The sequence below is a fragment of the Phenylobacterium sp. genome (assembly GCF_035309685.1).
Lineage (GTDB): Bacteria > Pseudomonadota > Alphaproteobacteria > Caulobacterales > Caulobacteraceae > Phenylobacterium.
Map to the genome: position 1 here is coordinate 1 of NZ_DATGEX010000067.1, position 24,889 is coordinate 24,889.

General features: G+C 68.7%; 27 protein-coding genes and 1 pseudogene. 23 read left to right on the top strand and 5 right to left on the bottom strand.

The window, feature by feature from the left end; all coding sequences use genetic code 11:
• From VKQ35_RS21270 to VKQ35_RS21315, 10 genes are all read left to right on the top strand, one after another.
• Positions 1-276 (top strand): DNA-directed RNA polymerase subunit alpha C-terminal domain-containing protein (locus VKQ35_RS21270; RefSeq protein ID WP_324364894.1); only part of this gene is annotated, 276 nt, incomplete at its 5' end.
• Between the two features lie 177 nt (positions 277-453).
• Positions 454-864, top strand: coding sequence for a 50S ribosomal protein L17 (gene rplQ / locus VKQ35_RS21275; protein ID WP_324364896.1), 411 nt, complete (start codon positions 454-456; stop codon positions 862-864).
• Positions 865-983: 119 nt separating this feature from the next.
• Positions 984-2,216 (top strand): ectonucleotide pyrophosphatase/phosphodiesterase, encoded by a 1,233-nt coding sequence (locus tag VKQ35_RS21280; protein ID WP_324364898.1) that lies wholly within the window; start codon positions 984-986, stop codon positions 2,214-2,216.
• A 45-nt stretch (positions 2,217-2,261) separates the two neighbouring features.
• Positions 2,262-2,750: a VOC family protein gene (locus tag VKQ35_RS21285; protein ID WP_324364900.1), complete on the top strand. Its 489-nt coding sequence runs from the start codon at positions 2,262-2,264 to the stop codon at positions 2,748-2,750.
• Positions 2,743-3,198: a VOC family protein gene (locus VKQ35_RS21290; RefSeq protein ID WP_324364902.1), complete on the top strand. Its 456-nt coding sequence runs from the start codon at positions 2,743-2,745 to the stop codon at positions 3,196-3,198. Before VKQ35_RS21285 ends, VKQ35_RS21290 begins: the two co-directional genes overlap by 8 nt.
• Positions 3,198-3,575, top strand: a complete 378-nt coding sequence (locus tag VKQ35_RS21295; protein ID WP_324364904.1) for a cupin domain-containing protein — start codon at positions 3,198-3,200, stop codon at positions 3,573-3,575. The genes VKQ35_RS21290 and VKQ35_RS21295 overlap by 1 nt, the downstream gene beginning before the upstream one ends.
• The gene (locus VKQ35_RS21300; protein ID WP_324364906.1) at positions 3,575-3,928 is read left to right on the top strand and encodes a metalloregulator ArsR/SmtB family transcription factor; all 354 of its coding nucleotides are present in this window, start codon (positions 3,575-3,577) and stop codon (positions 3,926-3,928) included. Before VKQ35_RS21295 ends, VKQ35_RS21300 begins: the two co-directional genes overlap by 1 nt.
• Entirely contained in the window at positions 3,925-4,398 is a 474-nt protein-coding gene (locus VKQ35_RS21305) for an SRPBCC domain-containing protein (RefSeq protein WP_324364907.1), read from the top strand. The genes VKQ35_RS21300 and VKQ35_RS21305 overlap by 4 nt, the downstream gene beginning before the upstream one ends.
• Positions 4,399-4,450: 52 nt before the next feature.
• On the top strand, positions 4,451-5,704 hold the full coding sequence (locus VKQ35_RS21310; protein WP_324364909.1) for a TCR/Tet family MFS transporter: 1,254 nt from the start codon (positions 4,451-4,453) through the stop codon (positions 5,702-5,704).
• A gap of 80 nt (positions 5,705-5,784) precedes the next feature.
• Entirely contained in the window at positions 5,785-7,197 is a 1,413-nt protein-coding gene (locus tag VKQ35_RS21315; RefSeq protein ID WP_324364911.1) for a Do family serine endopeptidase, read from the top strand.
• Positions 7,198-7,213: 16 nt separating this feature from the next.
• On the opposite strand, the gene VKQ35_RS21320 is transcribed toward VKQ35_RS21315, so the two are convergent.
• Positions 7,214-7,840 (bottom strand): FMN-dependent NADH-azoreductase, encoded by a 627-nt coding sequence (locus tag VKQ35_RS21320; protein ID WP_324364913.1) that lies wholly within the window; start codon positions 7,838-7,840, stop codon positions 7,214-7,216.
• An 80-nt stretch (positions 7,841-7,920) separates the two neighbouring features.
• On the opposite strand from VKQ35_RS21320, the gene VKQ35_RS21325 reads away from it, so the two are divergent.
• The 7 genes and pseudogenes from VKQ35_RS21325 (at position 7,921) to VKQ35_RS21355 (ending at position 14,007) form a co-directional block, all read left to right on the top strand.
• Complete coding sequence (locus tag VKQ35_RS21325; protein ID WP_324364915.1) at positions 7,921-8,361, top strand: helix-turn-helix domain-containing protein; 441 nt, start codon at positions 7,921-7,923, stop codon at positions 8,359-8,361.
• 34 nt (positions 8,362-8,395) lie between these two features.
• Positions 8,396-9,697 (top strand): replication-associated recombination protein A, encoded by a 1,302-nt coding sequence (locus VKQ35_RS21330; RefSeq protein ID WP_324364917.1) that lies wholly within the window; start codon positions 8,396-8,398, stop codon positions 9,695-9,697.
• On the top strand, positions 9,694-10,452 hold the full coding sequence (locus VKQ35_RS21335; RefSeq protein WP_324364919.1) for an RluA family pseudouridine synthase: 759 nt from the start codon (positions 9,694-9,696) through the stop codon (positions 10,450-10,452). Before VKQ35_RS21330 ends, VKQ35_RS21335 begins: the two co-directional genes overlap by 4 nt.
• Before the next feature lie 53 nt (positions 10,453-10,505).
• Positions 10,506-10,997, top strand: coding sequence for a CC0125/CC1285 family lipoprotein (locus tag VKQ35_RS21340; protein ID WP_324364922.1), 492 nt, complete (start codon positions 10,506-10,508; stop codon positions 10,995-10,997).
• Positions 10,998-11,042: 45 nt separating this feature from the next.
• Positions 11,043-11,429 (top strand): fluoride efflux transporter CrcB, encoded by a 387-nt coding sequence (crcB, locus tag VKQ35_RS21345; protein WP_414692375.1) that lies wholly within the window; start codon positions 11,043-11,045, stop codon positions 11,427-11,429.
• Positions 11,426-12,412 (top strand): annotated as a pseudogene (locus VKQ35_RS21350) (RluA family pseudouridine synthase); the annotation flags it as partial. The gene crcB and the pseudogene VKQ35_RS21350, both read left to right, overlap by 4 nt.
• A 95-nt stretch (positions 12,413-12,507) precedes the next feature.
• The gene (locus VKQ35_RS21355) at positions 12,508-14,007 is read left to right on the top strand and encodes a putative 2OG-Fe(II) oxygenase (protein ID WP_324364924.1); all 1,500 of its coding nucleotides are present in this window, start codon (positions 12,508-12,510) and stop codon (positions 14,005-14,007) included.
• 4 nt (positions 14,008-14,011) lie between these two features.
• On the opposite strand, the gene VKQ35_RS21360 is transcribed toward VKQ35_RS21355, so the two are convergent.
• Positions 14,012-15,271 (bottom strand): DUF1501 domain-containing protein, encoded by a 1,260-nt coding sequence (locus VKQ35_RS21360; protein ID WP_324364926.1) that lies wholly within the window; start codon positions 15,269-15,271, stop codon positions 14,012-14,014.
• Entirely contained in the window at positions 15,268-16,767 is a 1,500-nt protein-coding gene (locus tag VKQ35_RS21365; RefSeq protein WP_324364928.1) for a DUF1800 domain-containing protein, read from the bottom strand. Before VKQ35_RS21365 ends, VKQ35_RS21360 begins: the two co-directional genes overlap by 4 nt.
• Positions 16,768-16,825: 58 nt before the next feature.
• Here VKQ35_RS21365 and VKQ35_RS21370 point away from each other — a divergent pair, with 58 nt between their 5' ends.
• Positions 16,826-17,593: an ATP12 family chaperone protein gene (locus tag VKQ35_RS21370; RefSeq protein ID WP_324364929.1), complete on the top strand. Its 768-nt coding sequence runs from the start codon at positions 16,826-16,828 to the stop codon at positions 17,591-17,593.
• Here the strand turns inward: VKQ35_RS21370 and VKQ35_RS21375 are convergent.
• Positions 17,590-18,213: a Crp/Fnr family transcriptional regulator gene (locus VKQ35_RS21375; protein WP_324364931.1), complete on the bottom strand. Its 624-nt coding sequence runs from the start codon at positions 18,211-18,213 to the stop codon at positions 17,590-17,592. The two genes, VKQ35_RS21370 and VKQ35_RS21375, sit on opposite strands and share 4 nt — an antisense overlap.
• A gap of 457 nt (positions 18,214-18,670) precedes the next feature.
• Between VKQ35_RS21375 and VKQ35_RS21380 the strand changes: the two genes are divergently transcribed.
• The 3 genes from VKQ35_RS21380 (at position 18,671) to VKQ35_RS21390 (ending at position 21,910) form a co-directional block, all read left to right on the top strand.
• Positions 18,671-19,054, top strand: a complete 384-nt coding sequence (locus VKQ35_RS21380; RefSeq protein ID WP_324364933.1) for a hypothetical protein — start codon at positions 18,671-18,673, stop codon at positions 19,052-19,054.
• Between the two features lie 86 nt (positions 19,055-19,140).
• Complete coding sequence (locus VKQ35_RS21385) at positions 19,141-20,667, top strand: acyl-CoA carboxylase subunit beta (protein ID WP_324364935.1); 1,527 nt, start codon at positions 19,141-19,143, stop codon at positions 20,665-20,667.
• A 76-nt stretch (positions 20,668-20,743) separates the two neighbouring features.
• Complete coding sequence (locus tag VKQ35_RS21390; protein WP_324364936.1) at positions 20,744-21,910, top strand: BON domain-containing protein; 1,167 nt, start codon at positions 20,744-20,746, stop codon at positions 21,908-21,910.
• Here the strand turns inward: VKQ35_RS21390 and msrB are convergent.
• Complete coding sequence (gene msrB, locus VKQ35_RS21395; RefSeq protein ID WP_324364938.1) at positions 21,907-22,401, bottom strand: peptide-methionine (R)-S-oxide reductase MsrB; 495 nt, start codon at positions 22,399-22,401, stop codon at positions 21,907-21,909. The genes VKQ35_RS21390 and msrB overlap by 4 nt on opposite strands.
• 47 nt (positions 22,402-22,448) lie before the next feature.
• Between msrB and VKQ35_RS21400 the strand changes: the two genes are divergently transcribed.
• Both VKQ35_RS21400 and VKQ35_RS21405 read left to right on the top strand, forming a co-directional pair.
• Positions 22,449-24,425 carry an acetyl/propionyl/methylcrotonyl-CoA carboxylase subunit alpha gene (locus tag VKQ35_RS21400; RefSeq protein ID WP_324364940.1) on the top strand — a complete coding sequence of 659 codons (1,977 nt, stop codon included), beginning with the start codon at positions 22,449-22,451 and terminating at the stop codon, positions 24,423-24,425.
• A 46-nt stretch (positions 24,426-24,471) separates the two neighbouring features.
• Positions 24,472-24,882 carry a DUF805 domain-containing protein gene (locus tag VKQ35_RS21405; protein WP_324364942.1) on the top strand — a complete coding sequence of 137 codons (411 nt, stop codon included), beginning with the start codon at positions 24,472-24,474 and terminating at the stop codon, positions 24,880-24,882.
• Positions 24,883-24,889: the final 7 nt, after the last annotated feature.

Below are 24,889 nucleotides of genomic sequence, written 5' to 3' on the forward strand. Positions count from 1 at the left end.
CTGCCGTTCAACCCGGCGCTGCTGAAGAAGGTCGACGAGCTGGAGCTCAGCGTCCGCTCGGCCAACTGCCTGAAGAACGACAACATCGTCTACATCGGCGACCTGATCCAGAAGACCGAAGCCGAGATGCTGCGCACCCCGAACTTCGGCCGCAAGTCCTTGAACGAAATCAAGGAAGTGCTGGCCGGCATGGGTCTGCACCTCGGGATGGACGTGCCCAACTGGCCGCCCGAGAACATCGAAGAGCTGGCCAAGAAGTTCGAAGACCAGATGTAGGAAACCCTGCGCCGACTCCGGGGCCGCTTTTGCGGCCCGGGCCCGATGAAGCCGCAACCGCGGTGAAGGGCTCCGGCGCATCGCTACGACCCAGGCGGGAGCAGGCTGGGATTTGATCAGGCAGGACGTATCCCTAAGGAGCGTCCTTGGTGGGCCAGACGGTCCAGGAGATACGAAATGCGCCACGGTTCAGCCCATCGCAAACTCGGTCGCACGACCGCCCACCGCACGGCCATGTTCGCCAACATGGCGGCCAGCCTGATCAAGCATGAGCAGATCGTGACCACGCTGCCGAAGGCCAAGGAGCTGCGGCCCTTCGTCGAGAAGCTGGTGACGCTCGGCAAGCGCGGCGATCTGCATGCGCGCCGCCAGGCGATCAGCGCCGTGCGTGACGTCGAGCAGGTCGGCAAGTTGTTCGCCGTGCTGGGCCCGCGCTATGCGGAGCGCAACGGCGGCTACATCCGCGTCCTGAAGGCGGGCTTCCGCCACGGCGACAACGCGGCCATGGCGGTCATCGAGTTCGTCGATCGCGACCCGGCCGAAAAGGGCAAGGATTCCGGCCCGGTCGCCGCGACCTTCGGCGACTAAGCTTTTTCAGCTAAGCTACTGAATTCGAAGGCCCCGCAGGCATCCTGCGGGGCTTTTGCGTTTGCGGCTTTTGCCGTGACTGAAATCGACTTGCCGCATAGCCCAGCTAGGGTCGGGCCATGACCCTCCGCAAGCTCGCCGCCGCCATCGCCCTGCTGTTCGCGCTCGTCGCCGAGCCGGCCTTCGCTCAGCCGTCGCCGGCGGCCGCGCCACCACCGCCGGTGACCATCCTGGTCTCCATCGACGGCTTCCGGCCTGACTACCTGGACCGGGGCGTCACGCCCAACCTGCTGGCGCTGGCCAGGTCGGGGGTCAGGGCCGCCATGCGCCCGTCGTTTCCCTCGAAGACCTTCCCCAATCACTACGCCATGGTGACCGGGCTGCGTCCGGACAAGAACGGCATCGTCGCCAACAACATGACCGACGACGCCATCCCGGGCGTCAAGTTCGCCATGAGCAACACCTTGGCGGTGCTGGATCGCCGCTGGTGGGATGAGGCCGAACCCATCTGGGTGACCGCCGAAAAGGCGAAGATTCTCACCGGCACGGTGTCCTGGCCGGGGTCGGAGGCGCCGATCCACGGTCTCTGGCCCAAGCACTGGGCGCATTTCGATCAGTCGTTTTCCTCGGACCTGCGCGTGGACATGCTGATGGCCTGGATGGCCTTGCCAGCCGAGACCAGGCCGCAGTTCGCCACCCTCTATTTCGACATCGTCGACTACGCGGGCCACCACTTCGGTCCGGACTCGCCGCAGGTGACGGCCGCCGCAGCCAAGGTCGACGCCGCGATCGGCCGGCTGCAGGCGGGGCTGGCGGCGCGCGGAATCGTCGCGAACCTGGTGATCGTGTCTGACCACGGCATGGCGGCGCTCAGCGACGACCGCCGCATCTTCATCGACGATCTCCTCGACAAGGACGCCTACAGCGCCCTTGAGCTCGGCCCGATCGGTTCCATCTATCCGAACCCCGGCCACGAGGCGGAGGTCGCACGCGTGCTAACGGCGCCGCACCCTCATTTCCAATGCTGGCGCAAGGCGGACATCCCCGAGCGCCTGCACTACGGCCACAACCCCCGCGTCGCGCCGGTCTTCTGCCTCTCCGAGGTCGGCTGGTCGCTGACCACGCACGACTATCATCCCCGCGAGCCCAGCCTGGGCGATCACGGCTATGACAACGCCGCCCCGGAAATGCGCGCCACCTTCATCGCCGCCGGCCCGGCCTTCCGCCACGGCGTCAGCTTGCCGACCTTCGACAACGTCGACGTCTACCCGCTTCTCGCCAAGCTGATCGGGGTGACGCCGCAGCCGAACGACGGGACCCTGACCGATCTGGCGCCCGCCTTGACCAACTAATTTCGATATGCGTTAAATATTGTCGTCCAACGCAAGGAGTGCGCCGTGGCCGACGAACCGACGTTCAAACCCACAGCCTTCTACCTCGACCCTATGGCGGCGCTGCGCTGGCTTGAGGCCGCCTTCGGCTTCGAGACCACCAGCCTGGTGACCGACGCCGAGGGCCGGGTGGGCTATTCGGAGATGAGCTTCCTGGGCGGGGCGGTGAGCATCAATCCGGGCTTCGTCAGCCCGATCATCGGCGAGGCGCGGATGGTGAGCCCCCTGGAGATCGAGGGGCGCGGCACCCAGTTCATCCGCGTCCACCTGCCCGAGGGGATCGACGCCCACTACGAGCGGGCCAAGGCCGCCGGGGCGCGCATCACCCAGCCGCCGGAGGATCAGTTCTACGGCGAGCGCACCTATCGCGCCCTCGATCTGGAGGGCCACGTCTGGAACTTCGCCCAGCCGCTCGCTCAGCCGACGCTCCAGGAGATGGAGGCCGCCACAGGCCTGAAGATGGCCACCTCACTGCCGGAGAAGAGCCATGGCTGAGCCATTCCCAAGCCTGTCGTCGGCGGTCTGCTACCTCGATCCTCGCGCGGCGCTCGATTGGCTCGAGAAGGCCTTCGGCTTCGAGGTCTCCATGCTGATCGAGGACGCCGAAGGGAACATCGCCCATTCCGAGATGCGCTTTGGCGCCTCGGTGGTGATGGTCGGCAACGAGTGGAGCGCCGACCACAAGAGTCCCCTGTCCCTCGGCGGCAAGAACACCCAGACGGTGCACATCCAGGTCGAGACCGACGTCGACGCCCACTGCGAGCGCGCGCGGGCGGCGGGCGCGGAGATCCTGATGGAGCCGGCGACCCAGTTCTACGGCGATCGCACCTACCGCTGCCGCGACCCGGAAGGCCATATCTGGACCGTCGCCCAAACGGTGGCGACGGTGACGCGCGAGCAGATGGAAGCGCAGACCGGCCTGAAGATCACGGGGGCGGTGTGATGGCCGCCTTCGACCTGGAAACCACCTACCTCAGCCTCGACGGCCAGGGCGCCGTGGGCGTGCATCCGGTCGGGCCGGACTTCTGGGCGACCATCGGCCAGAACCGAGACATCCTGGGCACGCTGGTGACGGTGTCGGGCGGCGACCGCGACTGGACGAGCTGGGAGATGCATCCGCAGGGCGACGAGATCCTGGTGCTGCTTGAGGGGCGGGCGACCATGGTGCTGGACGGCGGCGGCGAGGAGACGCGCCACGCCATGCAGCCCGGGACCACCCTGGTCATCCCCAAGGGGACCTGGCATCGCGCGCTGATCGCCGAGCCGATGCGGATGCTGTTCGTCACCTATGGCGCCGGCACGACGCACCGCCCCCTGTGATGGCCCCGACGAACGCCCAGCTCGATCAGACCTTGGCCGCGCTGGCGGACCCACACCGCCGCAAGGTTGTGGACCTGCTGATCCACGGGCCTCGGGCCGCCGGCGACCTGGCCCGTGAACTCGAACTCTCGCCGCCGGCCATGAGCCGCCATCTGCGGACGCTGCGCCACAGCGGGCTGGTTGAGGAATCCCATCCCCCCTTCGATGCGCGCGTGCGCATCTATGCGCTGAGGCCAGAACCCATGGTGCATCTGCTCCGCTGGCTCGAAGACGCCGAAAAGCTGTGGAGTGAGCAGCTCGCGGCGTTCAAGGCGCACATCGAGAAGGACGCCAAAATCGAGCGCGACGGATGACCTCCAAGGTCTATGTGGCGCTGCGCGTGAAGGCGACGCCGGAGCGGGCGTTCGCGGCCTTCGTTGGCGAGATCGGCGCCTGGTGGCGGCCGAGCCCGCTGTTCGAGACCACGCCCAGGCCGGGTGTGCTGTCGTTTGAACTCCCGGACGGGGAAGGCGAGGGCGGACGGCTGATCGAGACGCGCGCCGGCGGCAAGGTGTTCGAGATCGGCAGGATCACGGCCTGGGAGCCGCCGGCCCGCCTGGTCTTCACCTGGCGCCAGGCCAATTTCCCGCTCGACCTGACGACCGAGGTCGAGGTGGGCTTCGAGGCCGTCGGCGAGGAGACCCGGGTCAGCATCGAGCATCGCGGCTTCGATCGCGTGCCGTCCGGCGCCGCGCGCCATGGCTTCCCCGATCAGGTGCTGCTGATGCGTCTGGCGGACTTCTGGCGGGCGCAGATCGTCGCGCTCGGCGAGCGGACGCGATAAGGCCGTTGCGTCAGTTCTCGGTTTGTTTCATGGTCCGTGCAGGGGATAGTTCATGACCAGTCCAGCAGCGTCCGCCGCACGGCCCGGCCGCCAGGCGGCCTTCGGCTTCATCTTCGCCACGGCGCTGATGAACGCGATCTCGTTCGGCATCATGATCCCGGTGCTGCCCAACCTGATCAAACAGTTCACCGGCGGCGACTTCGCCGCCGCCTCTCTGACCAATGTGCTGTTCGCGACGGTCTGGGGCCTGATGCAGTTCTTCTGCGGCCCAGTGCTCGGCCTGCTGTCCGACCGGATCGGGCGACGTCCGGTGCTGCTGATCTCCCTGTTCGGCCTGGCCGTGGACTTCCTGTTCATGGCGCTCGCGCCCAACCTGGCCTGGCTGTTCATCGGCCGCGTGATCAACGGCATGACCGCCGCCAGCTTCTCCACCGCCGGCGCCTATGTGGCCGACGTGACCCCGCCGCAGAACCGCGCCAAGGCCTTCGGCTGGCTGGGCTCGGCCTTCAGCTTCGGCTTCCTGATCGGCCCGGCCCTCGGCGGCCTGCTGGCCCAGCAGTCGCTGCGGTTGCCGTTCTTCGTCGCGGCCGGACTGACCAGCCTCAACTGGGTCTACGGCCTCTTCGTGCTGCCGGAGTCCCTGGCGCCGGAGCGGCGCATCACCCGCTTCGACTGGCGCCGCGCCAATCCGATCGGGTCGCTGAACTTCCTGCGCGCTCATTCGGAGCTTCTGGACCTCGCCTTCATCAACTTCCTCTTCTACCTGGCGCAGAACGTGCTGCCGTCGATCTTCGTGCTCTACGCGGGCTACCGCTATCACTGGACGCCCTTGATGATGGGACTGACGCTGATGGGCACCGGCGCGCTGGGCGTCGGCGTCCAGCTGCTGCTGGTGGGGCCGATCGTGTCGCGGATCGGAGAGCGCAACACGCTGCTGCTGGGCGCGCTCGGCGGCGCCATTGGCTTCGCCCTCTACGGCTTCGCGCCAACCGGCTGGATCTATCTCGCCTCGGCGCCGATCTTCGCCCTGATGAATCTGATGCAGCCGGGCCTGCAGGGACTGATGACCCGGCGGGTCGGGCCGCAGGAGCAGGGTCAGCTCCAGGGCGCCAACCAGAGTCTGCAGGGCATCGGTTCGATCCTCGGGCCATTGCTGTTCGGGACGCTGTTCGCCTGGGCTGTGCGGCATGACGCGACACTGCACACGCCCGGCCTGCCGATCTTCCTGGCCTCGGGCCTGCTGGTGATCGCCTTCGTCTTCGGGTTGCGGGTCCACCGGGGCCCCGGCCCCAAGCCGGACGCCTGAAGCCTCGCCATTAAAGCGCCTGAAAACTCCCCCCGAAATGCCGGGCGAACTGCTATGGTGTTCGAAGCCCCGGAGCGACCATGCGCGCCTATCGCGTCCTGATCCCGACCCTCGCCCTTCTCGCCGCCGGCGCGGCGCATGGGGCGGCCCAGGCCCCGACGCCGGCCTTGGCCGAACCGGTCCGTGTCCCGCCCATCAGCGCGGCGGCCATGAAGCAGTCCTTCGCCCCGATCGTGAAGCGCACGGCGCCGGCGGTGGTGAACATCTCCGCCAAGCGGCTGATCCGCCAGCAGGTCGACCCCTTCTGGCAGCGCTTCGGCATGGGGGCGCCGCGTGAGCGCGTCGAAGGCTCGCTCGGGTCCGGCGTGATCGTCCGCTCCGATGGCGTCATCGTCACCAACAACCACGTGATCGAGCACGGCCAGGAGATCACCGTCGCCCTGTTCGACCGGCGCGAGTTCCCGGCCAAGGTGCTGCTCGCCGACGAACGCACAGACCTGGCGATCCTGAAGATCGACCTTCCGGCCGGCGAGAAGTTGCCGGTCATGGCCATCGACGACCGCACCGAGACCCAGGTCGGTGATCTGGTGCTGGCCATCGGCGACCCCTTCGGCGTCGGCCAGACGGTGACCAACGGGATCATTTCGGCCACCAACCGCACCGCCGACCCGAACGGCGACGCCGGCGCCTACATTCAGACCGACGCGGCGATCAATCCCGGCAACTCAGGCGGCGCGCTCGTCAGCATGGATGGCAACCTGATCGGGGTGAACAGCTTCATCTATTCCCAGTCCGGCCAGTCGTCGGGCATCGGCTTCGCCATTCCGGCGGTCGTGGTGCGCCGGGTGGTGGAGACGGCGATGGGCGGCGGCCACGCGGTGGTGCGGCCCTGGCTCGGCGCCAAGCTGCAGAGCGTGACGCCGGAGATCGCCAAGACCGTGGGCCTGCCGACGCCGTCGGGCGCCCAGGTCGCCGAGGTCTGGCCGGATGGCGCGGCGGCCCGCGCCGGCCTGAAGAAGGGCGATGTGGTCACCTCGGTGGATGGCGCTCCGGTCGTCGACGCCGCCTCGCTGAACTACGCCATGGGCACCCATCGGCCGGGCGACACCGTCCGGTTCGGCGTGCGCCGCGACAAGGCCGAGCAGGCGCTGACCATCCGCGCCGAACCCGCGCCGGCCAGTCCCGCCCGCGACGAGCAGGTGATCGCCGGCCGCAACCCCTTCCAGGGCGCGACGGTGGTCAACCTGTCGCCGGCGGTCGCGGAAGAAGTGGGTCTCGATCCCTTCGCCCGCGCCGGCGTGGTCGTCACCAAGACGTCGGCCGGGCAGGCGCAGCAGGTCGGCGTCCAGCCGGGCGATATCATCCGGGCGGTGAACGGGCGCGACATCAAGAACGTCGCCGACCTGACCAGCGCCGTCGTCGCGCCGGCGCGCCTGTGGCAGGTGACCATCGAACGCAACGGCCACCAGCTGACCGCGACCTTCCAGACCTAGGCCAAATCCTCCAGACTCAGGCCGCCTGCAGGACCTGGCCCAGTTTGCCGGCGTGCGCGACGGCGGCGTCCAGCGCCGTCTGCTTTTGGTCGGGGCCATAGTTGACGCCTTCGGCGCTGACCACCTCAAGCTCGGGGATGCCGATGAAGGCGAAGAAGCCGCGCAGGTAGCTCTCCTGGTGCTGGAAGGAGGCCACGGGGCTGTCCGGGCCATAGAAGCCGCCGCGCGAGGACGCCAGGATCACCCGCTTGCCGCCGGCCAGGCCTTTCGGGCCGGCCTCGGAATAGCTGAACGTCTTGCCGGCGATCGCCAGGTGATCGATCCAGCTTTTCAGCGTGCTGGGGATGCCGAAATTGTACATCGGAACCCCGATCACCACCGTGTCGGCGGCCAGGAATTCCTCCAGGATCGCGTCGGCGTGGGCCACGTCGCGCGCCTGGTCGGCGTCGCGGGCGGCGGCGTCGAGGCCGCGCGCGGCCATCAGGGCGCCGGACTGGTGCGGCGCCGGTTGCGCGTCGAGATCGCGGTAGGTCACCGTGGCGCCGGGGTTGGCGGCCGTCAGCGCGGCCACGGCGGCGGCGGAGACTTTGCGGCTGACCGAATGGTCGCCGAGGATGCTGGAATCGATGTGGAGCAGGTTCACGGGTGGGGCCTCATGCTGGTATAGGTTTGTGACCAGCACTATTTGAGTAACTGCCCCAGGCCTCACAAGAAGGCACTTTTTTGAAACCCGACCACACCGATGTGACCACCGCCCCATGCGCCGCCTCCAGCGAGGAGCTGTTTGCCCGGATCGAGAAGGACGGCGTGCATTCCGTCGCCGAGTCCTGCCGGCCGATCACCGAGATCCTTTCGCGGGTCGGCGACAAGTGGAGCGTGATGATCGTGCGGCTGCTGGGCCCCGGGCCCAAGCGGTTCAATGAGATCAAGCGCGCGATCAACGGGATTTCGCAGCGGATGCTGACGCTCACCCTGCGCGGCCTGGAGCGCGACGGCCTGGTGACCCGCACCGTCACGCCGAGCATTCCGCCGCGGGTGGACTACGAGCTCACCCCGCTCGGCCAGTCGCTGCACGCCCCGATCGACGCCCTGGGCGCCTGGGCCTTCGCCAACCGCGCCGAAATCGAGGCGGCCCGGGCGCGTTTCGACACCCAGAACGATTGAGGCTTCGATGGTCGAGTGCTGCTAGACATCCGCCATGGCCGATCTGTTTGAAGCCGCGGGCCTGACGCCCCAGGCGCCGTCTCCGCTCGCCGACCGCCTGCGCCCGCAGACGCTGGCCGAGGTCGTGGGGCAGGATCACCTGCTGGGCCCGAACGGGCCGATCGGGCGGATGGCGGCGGCCAAGCGGCTGGCGTCGATGATCCTCTGGGGTCCGCCCGGCACTGGCAAGACCACCATCGCGCGCCTGCTGGCCAAGGAGGCCGGCTATGAATTCCAGCAGCTCTCGGCGGTGTTTTCCGGCGTCGCGGACCTGAAGAAGGCCTTCGAGCAGGCGCGCGTGCGGCGCCTCGCCGGCCAGTCGACCCTGCTGTTCGTCGACGAGATCCACCGCTTCAACCGCGCCCAGCAGGACGGCTTCCTGCCTTTCGTGGAGGAAGGAATCGTCACCCTGGTCGGCGCGACCACCGAGAACCCGTCCTTCGAGCTGAACGGGGCGCTCTTGTCCCGCAGCCAGGTGTTCGTGCTCAAGCGCCTGGACGACGAAGCCCTTGAGAGCCTGCTGGAAAAGGCCGAGGCGTTCGAGGGCCGCGCCCTGCCTTTGGAGCCGGAGGCCCGCCAGGCGCTGACCGCGCTCGCCGACGGCGACGGCCGCTACCTGCTGACGCTGGCCGAAACCCTGTTCAACATCGGCTCGGCCAAGCCGCTTTCCACCAAGGACCTGGGCCAGGTGCTGCAGAAGCGCAGCCCGGCCTACGACAAGGACCGCGAGGAGCACTACAACCTCATCTCGGCCCTGCATAAGTCGATCCGCGGCTCCGATCCGGATGCGGCGCTCTATTGGCTGGCCCGCATGCTGGCCGGCGGCGAGGACCCGCTGTTCGTGGCGCGCCGGCTGATCCGCGCGGCGGCGGAAGACATCGGCGAGGCCGACCCCATGTCGCTGATCCTGGCGAACGCCGCCAAGGACACCTACGATTTCCTGGGCTCCCCCGAGGGCGAGATCGCGCTCGCCCAGCTCACCATCCACCTGGCCACGGCGCCCAAGTCCAACGCCGTCTACCGGGCCTATGGCGCGGCGATGAAGGCCGCGCGTGAGACCGGATCACTCGGTCCGCCCATGCACATCCGCAACGCGCCGACGCGGCTGATGAAGGACTTGGGCTACGGCAAGGGCTACGCTTACGACCACGACGCCGCCGAGGGCTTCTCCGGCCAGAACTACTTCCCCGACGAGATGGACCGCCAAACCTTCTACACCCCCAAGGGCGACGGCGCGGAGGCCCGGATCAAGGAGCGCCTCGACCGCTGGGCGGCGCTGCGCAAGGAACGCTCTTGAGTCGCCGCCCGCCGCGTCCGGATCGCGCGCCGGTGACGCCGATCCAGCTCTCCAAGGCCGAGATCGAGTTCGTCCGAAGCCTGGTGATCTACCAGGACCCGCATATCGTGGCGCTGAACAAGCCGGCGGGCCTGTCCAGCCAGGGCGGGCGAGGGCAGGTCCATACCCTGGACGAACTACTCTGGGCCTTCGCCAAGCCCGGCAAGGCGCGGCCCCGGCTGATACATCGCCTGGACCGCGACACCTCCGGCGTGATCCTGACCGCGCGGACCAAGCCCGCCGCCGGCTTCCTCGGTAAGGCGATGATGGCCCGACAGTTCGCCAAGACCTACCGCGCCATCGTCACGCCGGGCGCGCCGGAGCCCGCGGCGGGGACCATCGACGTCCCCCTGCGCCGCGACGAGCAGGGGCGTGAGGCGTTCATGCGGGTCTGCGCGCCCGAACATCCCGACGCGGAGGCGGCGCGCAGCCGCTACCGCACGCTGGCCGAGGCGCCCGGCGCGGCGCTGATGGAGCTCGATCCGGAGACCGGGCGGATGCATCAGTTGCGCGTTCACCTGGCTCACCTCGGCCGCCCGATCGCCGGCGACGCGCGCTATGGCGGGGCCCTGGTGGTCGGCGGCCAAGCGGTTCCGCGGCTGATGCTGCACGCCGCCGCACTGACTTTTCCGCATCCCTCGGGCGGCGAGAAACGGTTGGAAGCGCCGATCCCCGCCGATATGGCCGGGCTGATTGCGGCCCTGGGCCTGGGCTGACGCTTCGGGAACGCGAGCTCGGCCTGCGCCGTTTCGCGGGCGGAGTGAGACCGATGAAACGCCTGATCCTGCCCGCCCTGGCCATCCTGACGCTCAGCGCCTGCGAGACGCCGCAGCCCACTCTGTATCAGCCCGTCGGCGGCCCTCAGGCCGTCGGCTTCTCGGAGATGCGCATCGAGCCTGGGCGCTATCGCGTGACCTTCCGCGCCGGCCCCGGCGCGCCGCCCGTGCAGGCGCAGGACTACGCCCTTCGGCGCGCCGCCGACCTGGCGGTGAGCGACGGCTACGACTGGTTTAGGGTCTATGGCCGCGACATGGGCTGGGTCGGCGGCAACGGCCCGCGGATCGGCCTGGGGATCGGCGGCGCGAGCTTCGGCCGCGGCAGCGCGGTGGGCGGCAGCGTCGGCACCGGCTTCAACCTGGGCGGCGGACCGGCCCCGGTCGCGACCCTGGAGGTGGTGATGGGCAAGGGCGCGCGGCCGCCCGGTCCCGACGTCTACGACGCCCGCGGCGTGCAGCAGACCATCGCGCGGCGGCCGGCCTAGGCGCCAGACGCTTTGCGGCGACGGCGGGCTGTCGCATAAGGGGGCATGCCGCTGAACATCCTGCTTGTCGCCGTCGGCGGCGCCTTCGGCTCAGTCATGCGCTACCTGACCGGCGTCGCGGCGGGGCGGCTGCTCGGCCTCAAATTCCCCTATGGGACGCTGACCGCGAATGTCGTGGGCGGGCTCCTTATGGGTATCCTCGTCGGCGTGCTGGCCCTGCGCGGCGGCGAACACCAGGACCGCTGGCGCGTCTTGATCGCTGTGGGCTTCCTAGGCGGCTACACGACCTTCTCCTCATTCTCCCTGGAGCTGGCGCGGATGGTCGAGACCAGGGCCTGGGGCCAGGCGCTGGGCTATAGCCTCGGCTCCGTCATCGCCGGGGTGTCCGCGGTGTTCCTGGGCATGTTCCTGATGCGCAAGCTGCTGGCGTGAAAGAGGTCCGCACCATCTATGTGGACGCCGGCGAGGATGGCGTGCGCCTGGATCGCTGGTTCAAGCGCCGCTGGCCGCACCTGAACCACATCCAGATCCAGAAGCTCGCCCGCTCCGGCCAGATCCGCGTCGATGGCGGCCGCGCCAAGCCGGACACGCGGCTCGCCGCCGGCGCCCAGATCCGCGTGCCGCCGCTGCCCGACGCCCCGCCGCCGCGCGACAAGGACGCGCTGGACCCGCGCGAGGTCGCCTTCGCCAAGTCCCTGGTGCTCTACGAGGACAATGAGGTGCTGGTGCTGAACAAGCCGGCGGGCCTCGCCGTGCAGGGCGGAACCAAGACCTCGAAACACATCGACCGATTGCTGTCGGCCTGGGGCGAGGGCCTGGAACGGCCGCGCCTGGTCCACCGCCTCGACCGCGACACCTCCGGCGTGCTGGTGCTGGGCAAGTCGCCCGGGGCGACGGCCAAGCTCGCCGGCGCCTTCGCCAAACGCCGCGCGCAAAAGACCTATTGGGCGCTGGTGGCGGGTTTCCCGAAGCCGGGCGAGGGCGTCCTCGACCTGCCGCTGGTCAAGCGGGGCGTCGGCGACCGCGAAATGGTGCAGCCCGCCGACTCTGACGATCCGCAGGGCGAGCCGGCCCAGACCGAGTTCGTGACCCTCTCGCGGGCCGGAGACAAGGTGGCCTGGATGGCGCTCTATCCGCACACCGGCCGCACCCACCAGCTGCGCGCCCATATGCTGGCCATGGGCCACCCGATCCTGGGCGATCCGAAGTATAACACCGAGGCTTCCAGTGAGCTCTCCGGCGGCCTGAAGCTGCAGCTGCACGCGCGCCGGCTGGTCCTGGCTCATCCGTCGCGGGGCCAGCTGGTGCTCGAGGCGCCGCTCAGCCCGGAGATGCGTGAGGGCTTCCGCACCTTTGGTTTCGACCCGCACGAGGCCGATCCCGAGCCATTCAGCAGCAAGCCGGCCAAGACGAAACCGTTCAAGACGACCGCCTCGAAAGGCGCCGGTCCCAAGAAGACCGCGCCTAAGAGAACCGCTCCCAAAAAGACCGCACCGAAGAAGGCCCGTCGATGAGTGAAGCCGCCGCCGTAGCCCGGGCCGAAGCGTTGATGGCCGACGGCCACATCGATCAGGCCTTGGCGCTTACCGAATCCATGGCGACCACAGCGCAGCCCACGCACCTGGCGCTGGCCGTCCATTCGGGCGCCCTGAAGCTCGCTGGGCGCAGCCCCGAGGCGCTCGACTTCGACCGCCAGGCCATCGAGCGGTTCGGCGAAAGCCCCATCGCCTGGCACAACTATGCCGCCACGCTCGACGACCTGGGCCGGGCGGACGAGGCGGTGGAGGCCTGCGAGACCGCCTTCCGGCGCGGGATGGACGCGGCGCAGACCTTCGCCGTCTATGCCCGCGCCCTGCGCGCCGTCGGCAACCACGAGCGCGCCGACTACGCCTATCGCCAGAGCCTGATGCGCGCCCCCGCCGAGGTCGGGGTGGCTTCCGAATTCGCTAATCACCTCTGGATGATAACGGGGGATCTTAAGGTTGCCGACAGCGCGCTCGACGCCGCCTTCCACGCCGGCGCCCCGCCGACGCCGCTGCTGATCGCCAAGGCCACGCTCTACGAGGCCGCGGGCGATTCGGAGCGGGCCTATTCGCTGATGGAGAAGGCCAGCGACCGCCTGACGGATGACGCCTACGCACACATGGCCGCCGTCGAATATGCGCTGCGGCTGAACCGCCTGGACGCCGCGGAGGCCTTCCAGCGCCGCGCCGAGGCGGCCGAGCCGCGCTCGCGCAGCGTCATCCAGTATTCCGCGATCGTCGATCTGGCCGCCGGCCGCCCGGCCGAGGCCTTCCGTAAGCTGCAGGGCGCCCTCAAGGATCACCCCAACGACCAGTCCCTATGGGGCTGGATGGCGGTCGCCGCCCGCGCGGTTGGCGATCCGCTGTACGCGCGGCTCTGCGACTACGAGCAGATGGTCGGGGTCTACGATCTCGAAGCGCCGTCCGGTTGGCCGAGTCTGGAGGCGTTCCTGGCCGACCTGGCAAAGGAGTTGAAGGCGGCCCACGTCTACCGGCAGCACCCGACCAACCAGTCGATGCGCCACGGCAGCCAGACGATGCATATGCTCTCGGGCTCCAACGCCGCGCCGATCAAGGCCTTCTTCGAGGCGGTCGACAAGCCGATCCGCGAGCACATGGCCAGGCTCGGGCAGGGCGACGATCCGTTGCGCCGCCGCAACACCTTCGACCATCGCATGGTCGGCGCCTGGTCGGTGCGGCTGACGCCCAATGGCTATCACCGCGACCATTTCCATCCGGATGGCTGGCTGTCGTCGGCCTTCTATGTCGAGACGCCCGACGCGGCGCTGGACACCGAGGAGCGTCAGGGCTGGATCCGCTTCGGCCAGCCCCCATTCTTCACCAGCCCGCCGCTGCCGGCAGAGCGCTACGTCCGGCCCAAGCCGGGGCGGCTGGTGCTGTTCCCCTCTTATATGTGGCACGGCACCGTGCCGTTCACGACGGACGAGGCCCGGATGTCGATCGCCTTCGACGTCGTGCCGAAGTAGGCGTCTAGACGAGCCCTAGGACCGGCTTCACCGCCGCGCTGCTCGGGAAGACCGTATTGTCGAGCGCGGTGCGGTCAACGGCCATGTGCTCGGCCAGCACGCCCTTGAAGAGGCCGCGCATGTCCAGCGTCGGGGCCACGTCGCGGTTCTCGAAGAGGGCGCTCTGCTTCAGGGTCGGCCAGTCGCCGACGATGCCGCCGGGCTTGAGCGCGCCGCCGAGGATCAGGGCCGTGGAGCCGGTGCCGTGGTCGGTGCCTTGGGTGCCATTGGTCCTGGCCGTTCGGCCGAATTCGGTGGCGACCAGCACCACGGTGTTCTTCCACTCGGGGCCAAGGCCGGTGTGGACCCCGTCCAGCACCGCGTCGAGATAGGCCAGACGCTGGGTCAGCAAGCCCGCCTGGCCCGCGTGGCTGTCAAAGCCGTCGAGCGAGATGGCCGCCACGGTTGGGCCGCCGGGCTCGCGCATGAAGCCGGCGAGGGATTCGCCCAGCGTCTTGGCCGCCTCGCGGCCGCCCTGTGCGCCTTGCGCGCCGCCGCCGGCCTTGAAGCCGCCGCCCGCCTTGCCGCCGTTCTGGGCCATCATCGCGCCCTGGCCGCCGTCGAGGCCGGCGGTGGCGTCCTTGGCCATGGTCTCGGTGGCGAGGCCGCGGGCGAGCGCCGGGCCTAGCAGGGCGTCGTTGCGGTAGAGGTCTTGCAGCAGGGTCGGGAGCCGCGCCTCGGCGTCGACGCCGCGCCCCGGCGACCAGGAGGCGGTCTGCACCTTGCCGCGCAGCAGCAGAGGCGCGGTCGGGCCGATCGAGATGGCGTCGACCTTGCGGTGCGCCGAGAGCGTCTCGACGGTGCGGTTCAGCCAGCCGGAGGTGGTCGAATAGACGCCCGGCGCGCCGGTTTCCAGCACGTCCTGCGCCTCGAAATGCGAGCGCGCCCGGTCGGGCGTCGCCACCGCCGGCACGATCCGCGCCTCGCCGGCCTTGGCCATGGCGTGGACGGCGGTGAGCTGCGGGTGCAGGGCGAAGGTGCCGTCCAGCGGCAGGGCCTCGCTGCCGAACGCCAGCGCGCCGCGCAGGCCGTGGTAGTCGCTGTCGCCGACCGGCGGGGCGACCGACAGGCCGTCCATGCCGCCGCGGCAGATCACCACGATCACCTTCTTCTTGTTGAGCGCGGCGTCGGCGGCGACGGCCGGCACGGCCAACAGCTGCAGCGACAGTCCAAAGCCCGCCGCGGTCGCGAGCAGGCCTCTGCGGGAAGGGGTGAAGGCGTTCATCGGCGTTGGAACTCCGGGCTCATCAGAAGCAGGGCGAAGCCCTCCTGGCGCGATTCAGCCCGCGCTATGGCCTTGGCGGTGTCAGGCGTCAGCCGTTCGCCCAGCGCGTCGGCGGCCAAGATCTTGGGGTCGCGGTCGCGGACGGTATTGACGGAGAAGGCCTGGGCGAACTGCATGCGTTTGACGATGGCGTCTGGGGCCGCCCAGGACTGGGCGTCCTCAGGCCAGCCCTTCGGCGATGGCGCCGAGAACGGCTTTTGGCCCAGCGCCGTCAGGATCGGGCCGAACGACTGGAAGGTCTGCGGCTGGCCCCCAGCGGCGCGGAAGCTGGAGACGATGAATTCGTAGGGCGTCTTGAACTTGGCGGGCGTGGGGTCCCAGGCCTCGGGCGCCGAGATCAGGGTGTCGGCGACATAGGCCAGGTCGCCCTTGCTGGAGCGCCAGGCGTCCTCCAGCCGCGCCACCAAGGCCGGCGGCGGATCGTCGGCCACGAAATGCCGGGCGATCTTGCCGCAGATGAAGCGCGCGGTTTGCGGCTTGGCGGCCAGGTCGGTCAGGATGGCGTTGGTCTGCTCCTTGCCGCGCTGATCGTAGCGCACGCCCATGATCATCCGCGCGCCAGGTTCGTGCGCCTGCTCGCGGAAGACGGCGGCGCCGTAGTTTCCGTCACGCTCGTTGCCGATTGAGAGGCCCGTCATGGCGCGGGCGAACTCGGTGACGTCGGCCTGGGTGTAGCCGCCGTTCACGCCCACGGTATGCAGCTCCATGATCTCGCGGGCGAGGTTCTCGTTGAGACCCGGCGAGCGGAGCGCCGCCTGTTGCGGTCGTGCGCCGACGCCAAATGGCCCGCCGCGGCGCTGCATGCTGGCGAACTGGCTGTCCGGCCCGATCGACTGGATCTGGTCGAGGTAGGTCAGCATCGCCGGATGGCTCTCCGCCGCGCCCAGCAGGTCTTCGAAATGGCCGAAGACGTTGGGCCGGATCGCCTCCTGCTCGAACGGGCCCACAACCGTGCCGGTGATCGCCTTGGTCGCCGAGACGGTGAAGTGGTTGGCCCAGAACAGGGTCCAGCGCTCGCGGAACGCCGCGTCGGTGGAGGCGGCGAGCTGGGTCCGCGCGGTGAAGTCGGAGCTGATGTCTTCCCGCAGCATGTTACCGACGGCCTTGACCGGGTCGGCCACGTCGCGTCGCTTCGGCCTGGCGTCGGCCATGGTGGGATCGGCGCCGTTCGCGGGCGCCGCCGCGGCCGGGCGCACGTCGGCGGTCTTTTCCAGGCGCGCCTCGCGGCGTTCGCGTTGATAATCGCGGAACTCGCCCATGCGCTCGCGGCTGGTGACGGGTTGGCCGGGCGGCTGGTCGGCGCCGGAGCGGCGAATCTGGGCCCGCAGGAAGCCGTGCGGGTCGCGGGCGGCCTCGGCGATCTCTCCGGGCTTGGCGCCCAGGCCGAAGCGGGTGACCGCGATCGCGGCCAACATGTCCTTATCAGCAAGCGCCACCGCCGATGTCTCCTTGCGCTTGTCCCTGTCCACCGTCATGTCACCCAAAAGCGGCGCAATGCGGGCCGGGACGTTACGGGAGTTACTCAAGGCCTTGGCGCGAGGATTTCACGAACCCGGCGACAAGCCCAGGCGGTTCTACGCTCAAGTTTCTGTCGCTCCGATGAACAGCGGCTTTACCGTGTTGCTGGACGCGCGCGCCTTGCGCGGGCCCAAGGGCGAGCAGCTGGTGCTGCCCACGAAGGCGCTGGCCGAGCTGGTGGCGCAGGAGTGGGCTGCGCAGGGCGAGAGCCTGGCGCTGGCGGCCATGCACGCCACCCGGCTCGCCAACACCGCCATCGAGTCGGTGCCAAAGGTCCGGGAGGCGACGGCCCAGGAGATTGCCGACTACGCGGGCTCCGACCTGCTCTGCTACTACGCGACCGCGCCGGCGGGCCTGCTGGAGCGCCAGCAGCGGCTGTGGATTCCAGTGCTGGAGGAGGCGCAGGCGCGGGAGGGCCTGCGGTTCATCCGCGCCGCCGGCATCGTGCATCAGGTCCAGCCGCCGGAGACGCTGGCCAAGGTGAAGGCGCTGGCGCTCGACCTCGACGATTTCAGCTTGACGGGGCTGGCGTTCGGCGCGGCCCTGTTCGGCTCGGCCGTCCTGGCGCTCGCGGTCCAGCGCGGTTGGCTGAACGGAGAGGCGGCCTTCGGCCTCTCGCGGCTCGATGAGGCCTGGCAGGAAGAGAAGTGGGGCGTCGACGAGGAGGCCGCCGAGCGGACCCTTCGCCTGGCTGGCGAGGCTGCAATGCTGCAGCGTTGGTTCGAGGCGCTGGCGGGGGCCTAGCCGTTGACCGTGGCGCGCAGGCTTTCGAACTGCGAGGCGATGATGTCGTAGCACTCGCAGGCCTGCCGCTGCAGTCCAGGGCGGTCCAGGATGGTCACCTGGCCGCGGGAATAGTCGATGAGGCGGCGCTTCTTGAGCGCGCTGGCCGCAAGGCTGACGGTAGAGCGTTGCACCCCGGTCATCACCGCCATGTAGTCCTGGGTGAGCGGAAAGGACGTCGAGCCCACCCGGTCGTGGGTCATCAGCAGCCAACGTGCGAGCCGGGCGGGCACGTCGTGGGCCGCGTTGCAGGCGACGCCCTGTTCGGCCTGCACCGAATTGGCCCGCACGTGCAGCATGGTCAGCTGCGCTAGCGCTGGGCTTTGCAGCATGCGCGCACGGTAGAGAACCGCGGGGATGCGCATGGCGCTGCCGCCGATTTGCGCGAAGGCGCGCACGGTCGCCGCCTGGTTGGTGATCGCCTCCAGCAAGCCCGCCGCGCTCTCGCGGCCCACCGAGGCGCTCTCCACAGTGCGCCCGTCCGCCAGGATGGTGACGATGGAAACGCAGGCTCCGCCCGGGAAATAGATCGCGTCCAGGATTTCGCCGGGCTCGAAAAGCACCACGCCCTTGTCGAGCACGACCTCAACCAATCCGGGTGACAACACAGCCAGATCGTCGGGCGTCAAGGCTGACAGCAAGAAATTCAGAAGTTTCAATTGAGGTCCGAACTCGCGTGGCAAAAATCCATGCGCGTCACGTCTTGGAGCTATTCCTGCAAATATCAAAGATGATTCGTCGAATTCATCACTATGCGAACAGATTGCAGTTTATTCGTGTTCAAATGTAAGTATTATTCCAATTTCATACATAGTGTGGCGGCGACTAGACGAAGAGGCGCCGGCGGTAGGCAGTGACAATCTGGCGCCGGTATTTCGGCTCTCAGGCAGACCCGGCCGCAAGCAGGGCGTCAAATCCTGCCGAAGGAAGAGCACATGATGGAGCCCGCCGCCCGGGCATGACCCGCGTTCGGCGCGAAACTTGCCTCGATGACCACGAATCCACGGCACGTGTGCCGGAATGGAGCGGAGTCAGCAGGTGGTCGCGGCAGTCGCGTCTTACGGCAGTCTCAGCCTGACACAGGCGGCGATGACCTATGCGGTCACGCCGTCGGCTGAAACGCCATCCGCCGACGACCAGCCGGAAGCCTCGCAAACGGCCTCCGACGCCTCGGAAGCTCAGCAGCTCGCGGCCTCCAACATCAATCTGACGCCGGCCTCCATGGCGGCCCTCATCCAAGCCCAGGCGAGCATCACCCAGGGCGCGCCGGCCATGATCCGCCAGCACACCGCCGAGCGGATTGGCGAGATGATCTGGCGGCTGGACGATGCGCCGGCGCTCAGCCCCGCACCCTTCGCGGTGCGCCAACTGCAGGCCGCCCGCAAGGCGCTCTCCGATAGCCTGATCGACCTGCGCGCTTAAGCGCGCGCCTGGCGCCTGCCCCCGACCTTGCCACGCTAGCAGCCGCGCTCTACGCCTTCGTTCCGTGCAGGGAAGGGCGACGTCGCGTGAAGCATATCCTGGAAGAGCTTGAGAAGCGTCGCGAAGACGCGCGCCAGGGCGGCGGGGAGCGGCGCATCGCCAGCCAGCACGCCAAGGGCAAGCTGACCGCGCGCGAGCGGGTGGACCTCCTGCTCGACGAGGACTCCTTCGAGGAGTTCGACATGTTCGTCGAGCACCGCGCCACCGACTTCGGCATGGCCGACCAGAAGATCCCAGGCGATGGCGTCATCACCGGCTGGGGCCGCATCAACGGCCGCGTGGTCTTCGTCTTCTCCAAGGATTTCACGGTGTTCGGCGGGTCTCTCTCCGGCGCCCACGCCCAGAAGATCCTCAAGGTGCAGCGCCAGGCGCTGAAGATGGGCGCCCCGATCATCGGCCTGTTCGACGCCGGCGGCGCGCGCATCCAGGAGGGCGTGGAGAGCCTGGCCGGCTACGCCGACATCTTCCTGGAGAACACGCTCGCGTCGGGCGTCATCCCGCAGATCAGCGTGATCATGGGCCCCTGCGCGGGCGGCGACGTCTATTCGCCGGCCATCACCGACTTCATCTTCATGGTGAAGGACACGAGCTACATGTACGTGACCGGCCCCGACGTGGTGAAGACCGTCACCCACGAGGATGTCAGCCACGAGGACCTGGGCGGCTATCGCATCCACGCCATGAAGTCGGGCGTCGCCGACGGCGCCTTCGAGAACGACCTGGAGGCCCTGACCCAGGTCCGCCGGCTGGTCGACTTCCTGCCGCTCTCCAACCGCGAGAAGCCGCCGGTCCGCGAGAGCTTCGACGAACCGTTCCGCGACGAACCCAGCCTCGACACCCTGGTGCCCGCCAACCCCAACAAGCCCTACGACATCAAGGAGTTGATCCTGAAGGTCGTCGACGAGGCGGACTTCTTCGAGATCAGCCCGGACTTCGCCAAGAACATCGTCTGCGGCTTCGCGCGGCTGGACGGCCAGCCGGTGGGCATCGTCGCCAACCAGCCCATGGCGCTCGCCGGCGTGCTGGACATCGACGCCAGCCGCAAGGCCGCGCGCTTCGTGCGCTTCTGCGACGCCTTCGAATTCCCGCTGATCACCTTCGTCGACGTGCCGGGCTTCATGCCGGGCACCAAGCAGGAGCAGGGCGGCCTGATCCGCCATGGCGCCAAGCTCCTGTTCGCCTTCGCCGAGGCCACCGTGCCGAAGATCACCCTGATCACCCGCAAGGCCTACGGCGGCGCCTATGACGTGATGAGCTCCAAGCACCTGCGCGGCGACATCAACTACGCCTGGCCGACCGCCGAGATCGCGGTGATGGGGTCCAAGGGCGCGGTGGAGATTATCTTCCGCAACCAGACGCCCGAGCAACTGGTCGAGCACGAGGCCGAGTACAAGGCCCGTTTCGCCAACCCCTTCGTCGCCGCCAGCCGCGGCTACATCGACGACGTGATCATGCCGCACGGCACGCGCCGCCGCATCGTCAAGGCGCTGAAGAACCTCGAGGGGAAGGATCTGACCAACCCCTGGAAGAAGCACGACAACATTCCGCTTTGACGCGGAACCTCCGCCGCACGCCTCCGGTTGTGGCTGAAGGGCTCTTGCCCGCGCCCCACAACACGGAGGACTTCCCATGGCCGGCAACTGGATGGACGACCGCGAACGTGCAATCCGCGAGCGCGACGGGCGAGGCCTGGGCGACAGTCCGCGCGCCAGCCGCGACGAGGACCGCACCTGGGACTCAATTGGGGAGCGCGACGACGAGGTGTTCGGCGTGCGCCAGAGTGGGGTGAGCTACGGAAATGCGGGCAAGCGCCCCTACCGCGAGGGCTCGGCCGCGCGTGGCTGGCAGGACCCGAACTACGGCGGCGTCAGCCCGGCGATGCGTGAAGGCGGCGGCTATGGCCGCGGCCGCTTCCAGGGCGGTGACTACGCCGCGCAGGATTATCGCACCGGCGGCGGCCGTTTCTACGGCGACGACAGCCGCGGCCGCATCTATCGCGAGGAATACGGCCAGGGCGGCGTTGAGTATGGCGACGTCCCGCAAGGCTATGACGCGGGCCGCTACGACGACGGCGCCTACAGCCCGACCCGCGCGCGCTATCACGACGAAGGTTACGGCCGTTCAGGCTACGGCGGTTATCCGGGCGAATTCCGCCGCGAGATGAACTATCCGGCCAGCGGCGGAACCGGCGGCTACGACTACGAGCGCGGTTATGGCGACGGCGGGCCCCGAGACAGCAGATTGGGCGAGAGCCGCGGCGACCGCTTCGAGGGCGCGGGCCGCAGCGCCGGCGCGTTCCTGCACCGGGCCGGCGAGAAGGTGGCCTCCTGGTTCAACGCCGGCGGGGAGGGCCGCATCTACGACCGCGATTACCTCGATCCCACGCCGACGACATGGCGGCGCGGCGCTCGGGGCCTGGGTCCCCAAGGCTATAAGCGCTCCGACGAGCGGATCAGCGACGAGGCCCACGAGCGCCTGACCGACGACACCTGGCTGGACGCCTCGAACATCGGAATCTCAGTGTCCGGCGGCGAGATTACGCTGTCGGGGACGGTGGAGAGCCGCGAGGCCAAGCACCGCGCCGAGCACCTGGTCGAAGACCTCTCCGGCGTGACCCACGTGCAGAACAACCTGCGCATCGCCAAGGGCAACCCCCTGACCACGCCCGGCCGCGGCTATGGCGACAGCGTGCTGGGCGCCCAGATCCGCGCGGCGGACGCGACGCCCGACGATCCGGCCGCGAACGGGACCGGCGGCGCAGGCGGCGGCCAGTCTACCGCCGGACGCAAGAACTAGGCGGGACTCATCGCCTTGGCGACGCCCTCGCCGCGGCCCAGGCGGTCGGGCAGGGGCGCGCCGTAGGGGACGAACTCGAGGCTGACGGAGTTGATGCAGTAGCGCAGGCGCGTGGGCGGCGGGCCGTCGGGGAATACGTGGCCCTGGTGGCTGCCGCAGCGCGCGCAGGTCGTCTCGATGCGCAGCATGCCGTAGGAACGGTCCTCGATCGCCTTGACGTGGGTCTCGTCCACCGGGGCCCAGAAGCTGGGCCAGCCGGTGCCGCTCTCGAACTTGGTCTTGTGCTCGAATAGCGGCAGGCCGCAGAGGCGGCAGCAGTAGACGCCCGCGTCCTTCTGATCCAAAAGCCCGCCGCAGAACGGCGCCTCGGTGCCGTGATGCAGCAGGACCTCGGCCTCCTCGCGGGTCAGCGAGGCCTCCAGGGCCTTGCGTTCCTCTGCGGTAGGCGGGGTCAGGTCGAAGCCGGATGGGGAGAGTTGTGGCGTGGTCATGCGGGCCAATCTAAGGTCCCGGCCGGTGCTTCGGAAGAACGGGCTTAATGTTTTCAAAGATCCTGATCGCCAACCGCGGGGAAATCGCGGTCCGTATCATCAAGACCTGCCGCCGGATGGGGATCGCCACGGTGGTGGTCTATTCCGAGGCCGACGCCGACTCGATGGCCGTGGAGATGGCCGACGAGACGGTGTTCATCGGGCCGGCTCCGGCGGCGCAGTCCTATCTGGTGGCCGACAAGATCATTGCCGCTTGCCGTGAGACGGGCGCTGAGGCGATCCACCCAGGCTTCGGATTTCTTTCGGAAAACGCCGGATTCGCCAAGCGCTGCGCCGCCGAGAAGATCGTCTTCATCGGCCCCAATCCCCACGCCATCGAGGCGATGGGCGACAAGATCGAAAGCAAGAAATTCGCCGCCAAGGCCAAGGTCTCGGTGGTGCCGGGCCATGTGGGCGAGATCGACGACACGGCGCATGCCATCCGCATCTCCGAGGAGATCGGCTATCCGGTGATGATCAAGGCCTCGGCCGGCGGCGGGGGCAAGGGCATCCGGGTCGCCTGGAACACTAAGGACGTGGAAGAGGGCTTCCCGGCCGTGAAAGCCGAGGCCAAGGCGAGCTTCGGCGACGACCGCATCTTCATCGAGAAGTTCATCGAGAGCCCGCGCCACATCGAGATCCAGGTGCTGGGCGACAAGCACGGGAACGTCGTCCACCTGTTCGAGCGCGAATGCTCCATCCAGCGGCGCAACCAGAAGGTCATCGAGGAGGCGCCGAGCCCGCTGCTCGACGCCGAGACCCGGGCGGCCATGGGCGAGCAGGCGGTGCGCCTGGCCAAGGCGGTGAACTATGACAGCGCCGGCACGGTCGAGTTCGTCGCGGGGCAGGACAAGAGCTTCTTTTTCCTGGAGATGAACACCCGCCTGCAGGTGGAGCACCCGGTCACCGAACTGATCACCGGCCTCGATCTGGTCGAGCAGATGATCCGCTCGGCCTATGGCGAGAAGCTCGCCTTCAGCCAGAAGGACCTGAAGATCGACGGCTGGGCCATCGAGAGCCGCATCTACGCCGAGGACCCCTACCGCGGCTTCCTGCCCTCGATCGGCCGTCTGGTGCGCTACGACCCGCCGGCCGAAGGGGACATCGGCAAGATCAAGGTCCGCAACGACGCCGGCGTGCGCGAAGGCGACGAGATCTCGATGTTCTACGACCCGATGATCTCCAAGCTCTCCACCTGGGCCAAGACCCGCCTAGAGGCGGTGGACGCCATGGGCGCGGCGCTTGAGGACTTCCACATCGAGGGCCTGGGCCAGAACATCCCGTTCCTGGCCGCGGTGATGGACCAGGCGCGGTTCCGCTCCGGCAAGCTCTCCACCAACTACATCAAGGACGAGTTCCCCGAGGGCTTTGCGGGCGCGGCGCCGACGGCCTTCCAGCGCGACCTGATGGCCGCCGTCGCCTGCGCCATGCACCGGGTGCTGACCCGCCGCGCCGCGCCGGAGCTGATGCGCGACGATTGGGTGGTGATCGAGAACGGCGAGCGGCGGCTGGTGCGCGTGACCAATGGCGCGGCGCTGAGCGTTGAGTTCCTGGGCGAGGGGCGAACGCTCACGCTGAAGGACATCGATTGGCGACCGGGCCAGCCGGTGTTCAAGGGCGTGCTCGACGGGCGCGCCTTCGCCGCCCAGGTTGAGCCGGCCGCCGAGGGTTTCAACATCCGCCACCGGGCCGCCAAGGCCAAGGTGTTGGTGCTCACGCCCCGCATCGCCGAACTGCACGAGAAGCTGCCGCCAAAAAAGGCCGCCGACACCTCGAAGATGGTGCTCTCGCCCATGCCGGGCCTGGTGGTGACCCTCGACGTCGCCGTGGGCCAGCAGGTGCGGGCCGGCGAGGCCGTCGCGGTCATCGAGGCCATGAAGATGCAGAACATCATCCGCGCCGAGCGGGACGGGATGGTGAAGGCGGTCAACGCCCAGGCCGGCGACAGCGTCGCCGCCGACGAGGTGCTGGTGGAGTTCGCCTGAGCGTTTCGGCGCGCTATGCTGACGCCGCGGATTCTCTGAGGACGCCATGAACGGCCAGACCGACTGGAGCGAGCTGTTCTTCTCGGCCAACGGGCGGGCGGCGCGCATGCCGTCGCTGATCGCCGCGGCGACGCTGCTGATCGTCCTGGTGTTCTATGAGAACGTGTCGCCGTCGGCGGTGCACTGGATCACCGGCTGGTTCGTCTATCCGCCGCTGTTCTATTGCGGGGCCTGCGTGCTGTCGAAGCGCCTGCACGACCGCGGACGCTCCGGCTGGTGGGCCGCCCTGGTGCTGGTCTCGATCCTCGCCGTCTGGCCGCGCCCCGACAGCTTCTTCGACTTCTTCTTCACCCTGGTGCTGATCTGGGCCGGCGTCGACCTGGGCGCCATGCCGGGTGAAGCCGGGACCAACCGCTACGGCCCCAACCCGCTCAATCCGGCGCTTTCCCTCCCCTAGACGGCGG

What these genes read in the sequence shown, in the direction of transcription:
- rplQ (WP_324364896.1), top strand. Translation starts at nt 454, where the DNA reads ATGCGCCACGGTTCAGCCCATCGCAAACTCGGTCGCACGACCGCCCAC.
- VKQ35_RS21280 (WP_324364898.1), top strand. Translation starts at nt 984, where the DNA reads ATGACCCTCCGCAAGCTCGCCGCCGCCATCGCCCTGCTGTTCGCGCTC.
- VKQ35_RS21290 (WP_324364902.1), top strand. Translation starts at nt 2,743, where the DNA reads ATGGCTGAGCCATTCCCAAGCCTGTCGTCGGCGGTCTGCTACCTCGAT.
- VKQ35_RS21295 (WP_324364904.1), top strand. Translation starts at nt 3,198, where the DNA reads ATGGCCGCCTTCGACCTGGAAACCACCTACCTCAGCCTCGACGGCCAG.
- VKQ35_RS21300 (WP_324364906.1), top strand. Translation starts at nt 3,575, where the DNA reads ATGGCCCCGACGAACGCCCAGCTCGATCAGACCTTGGCCGCGCTGGCG.
- VKQ35_RS21305 (WP_324364907.1), top strand. Translation starts at nt 3,925, where the DNA reads ATGACCTCCAAGGTCTATGTGGCGCTGCGCGTGAAGGCGACGCCGGAG.
- VKQ35_RS21310 (WP_324364909.1), top strand. Translation starts at nt 4,451, where the DNA reads ATGACCAGTCCAGCAGCGTCCGCCGCACGGCCCGGCCGCCAGGCGGCC.
- VKQ35_RS21315 (WP_324364911.1), top strand. Translation starts at nt 5,785, where the DNA reads ATGCGCGCCTATCGCGTCCTGATCCCGACCCTCGCCCTTCTCGCCGCC.
- VKQ35_RS21330 (WP_324364917.1), top strand. Translation starts at nt 8,396, where the DNA reads ATGGCCGATCTGTTTGAAGCCGCGGGCCTGACGCCCCAGGCGCCGTCT.
- VKQ35_RS21340 (WP_324364922.1), top strand. Translation starts at nt 10,506, where the DNA reads ATGAAACGCCTGATCCTGCCCGCCCTGGCCATCCTGACGCTCAGCGCC.
- crcB (WP_414692375.1), top strand. Translation starts at nt 11,043, where the DNA reads ATGCCGCTGAACATCCTGCTTGTCGCCGTCGGCGGCGCCTTCGGCTCA.
- VKQ35_RS21355 (WP_324364924.1), top strand. Translation starts at nt 12,508, where the DNA reads ATGAGTGAAGCCGCCGCCGTAGCCCGGGCCGAAGCGTTGATGGCCGAC.
- VKQ35_RS21360 (WP_324364926.1), bottom strand. Translation starts at nt 15,271, where the DNA reads ATGAACGCCTTCACCCCTTCCCGCAGAGGCCTGCTCGCGACCGCGGCG.
- VKQ35_RS21370 (WP_324364929.1), top strand. Translation starts at nt 16,826, where the DNA reads ATGCGGGCCGGGACGTTACGGGAGTTACTCAAGGCCTTGGCGCGAGGA.
- VKQ35_RS21390 (WP_324364936.1), top strand. Translation starts at nt 20,744, where the DNA reads ATGGCCGGCAACTGGATGGACGACCGCGAACGTGCAATCCGCGAGCGC.
- msrB (WP_324364938.1), bottom strand. Translation starts at nt 22,401, where the DNA reads ATGACCACGCCACAACTCTCCCCATCCGGCTTCGACCTGACCCCGCCT.
- VKQ35_RS21400 (WP_324364940.1), top strand. Translation starts at nt 22,449, where the DNA reads ATGTTTTCAAAGATCCTGATCGCCAACCGCGGGGAAATCGCGGTCCGT.
- VKQ35_RS21405 (WP_324364942.1), top strand. Translation starts at nt 24,472, where the DNA reads ATGAACGGCCAGACCGACTGGAGCGAGCTGTTCTTCTCGGCCAACGGG.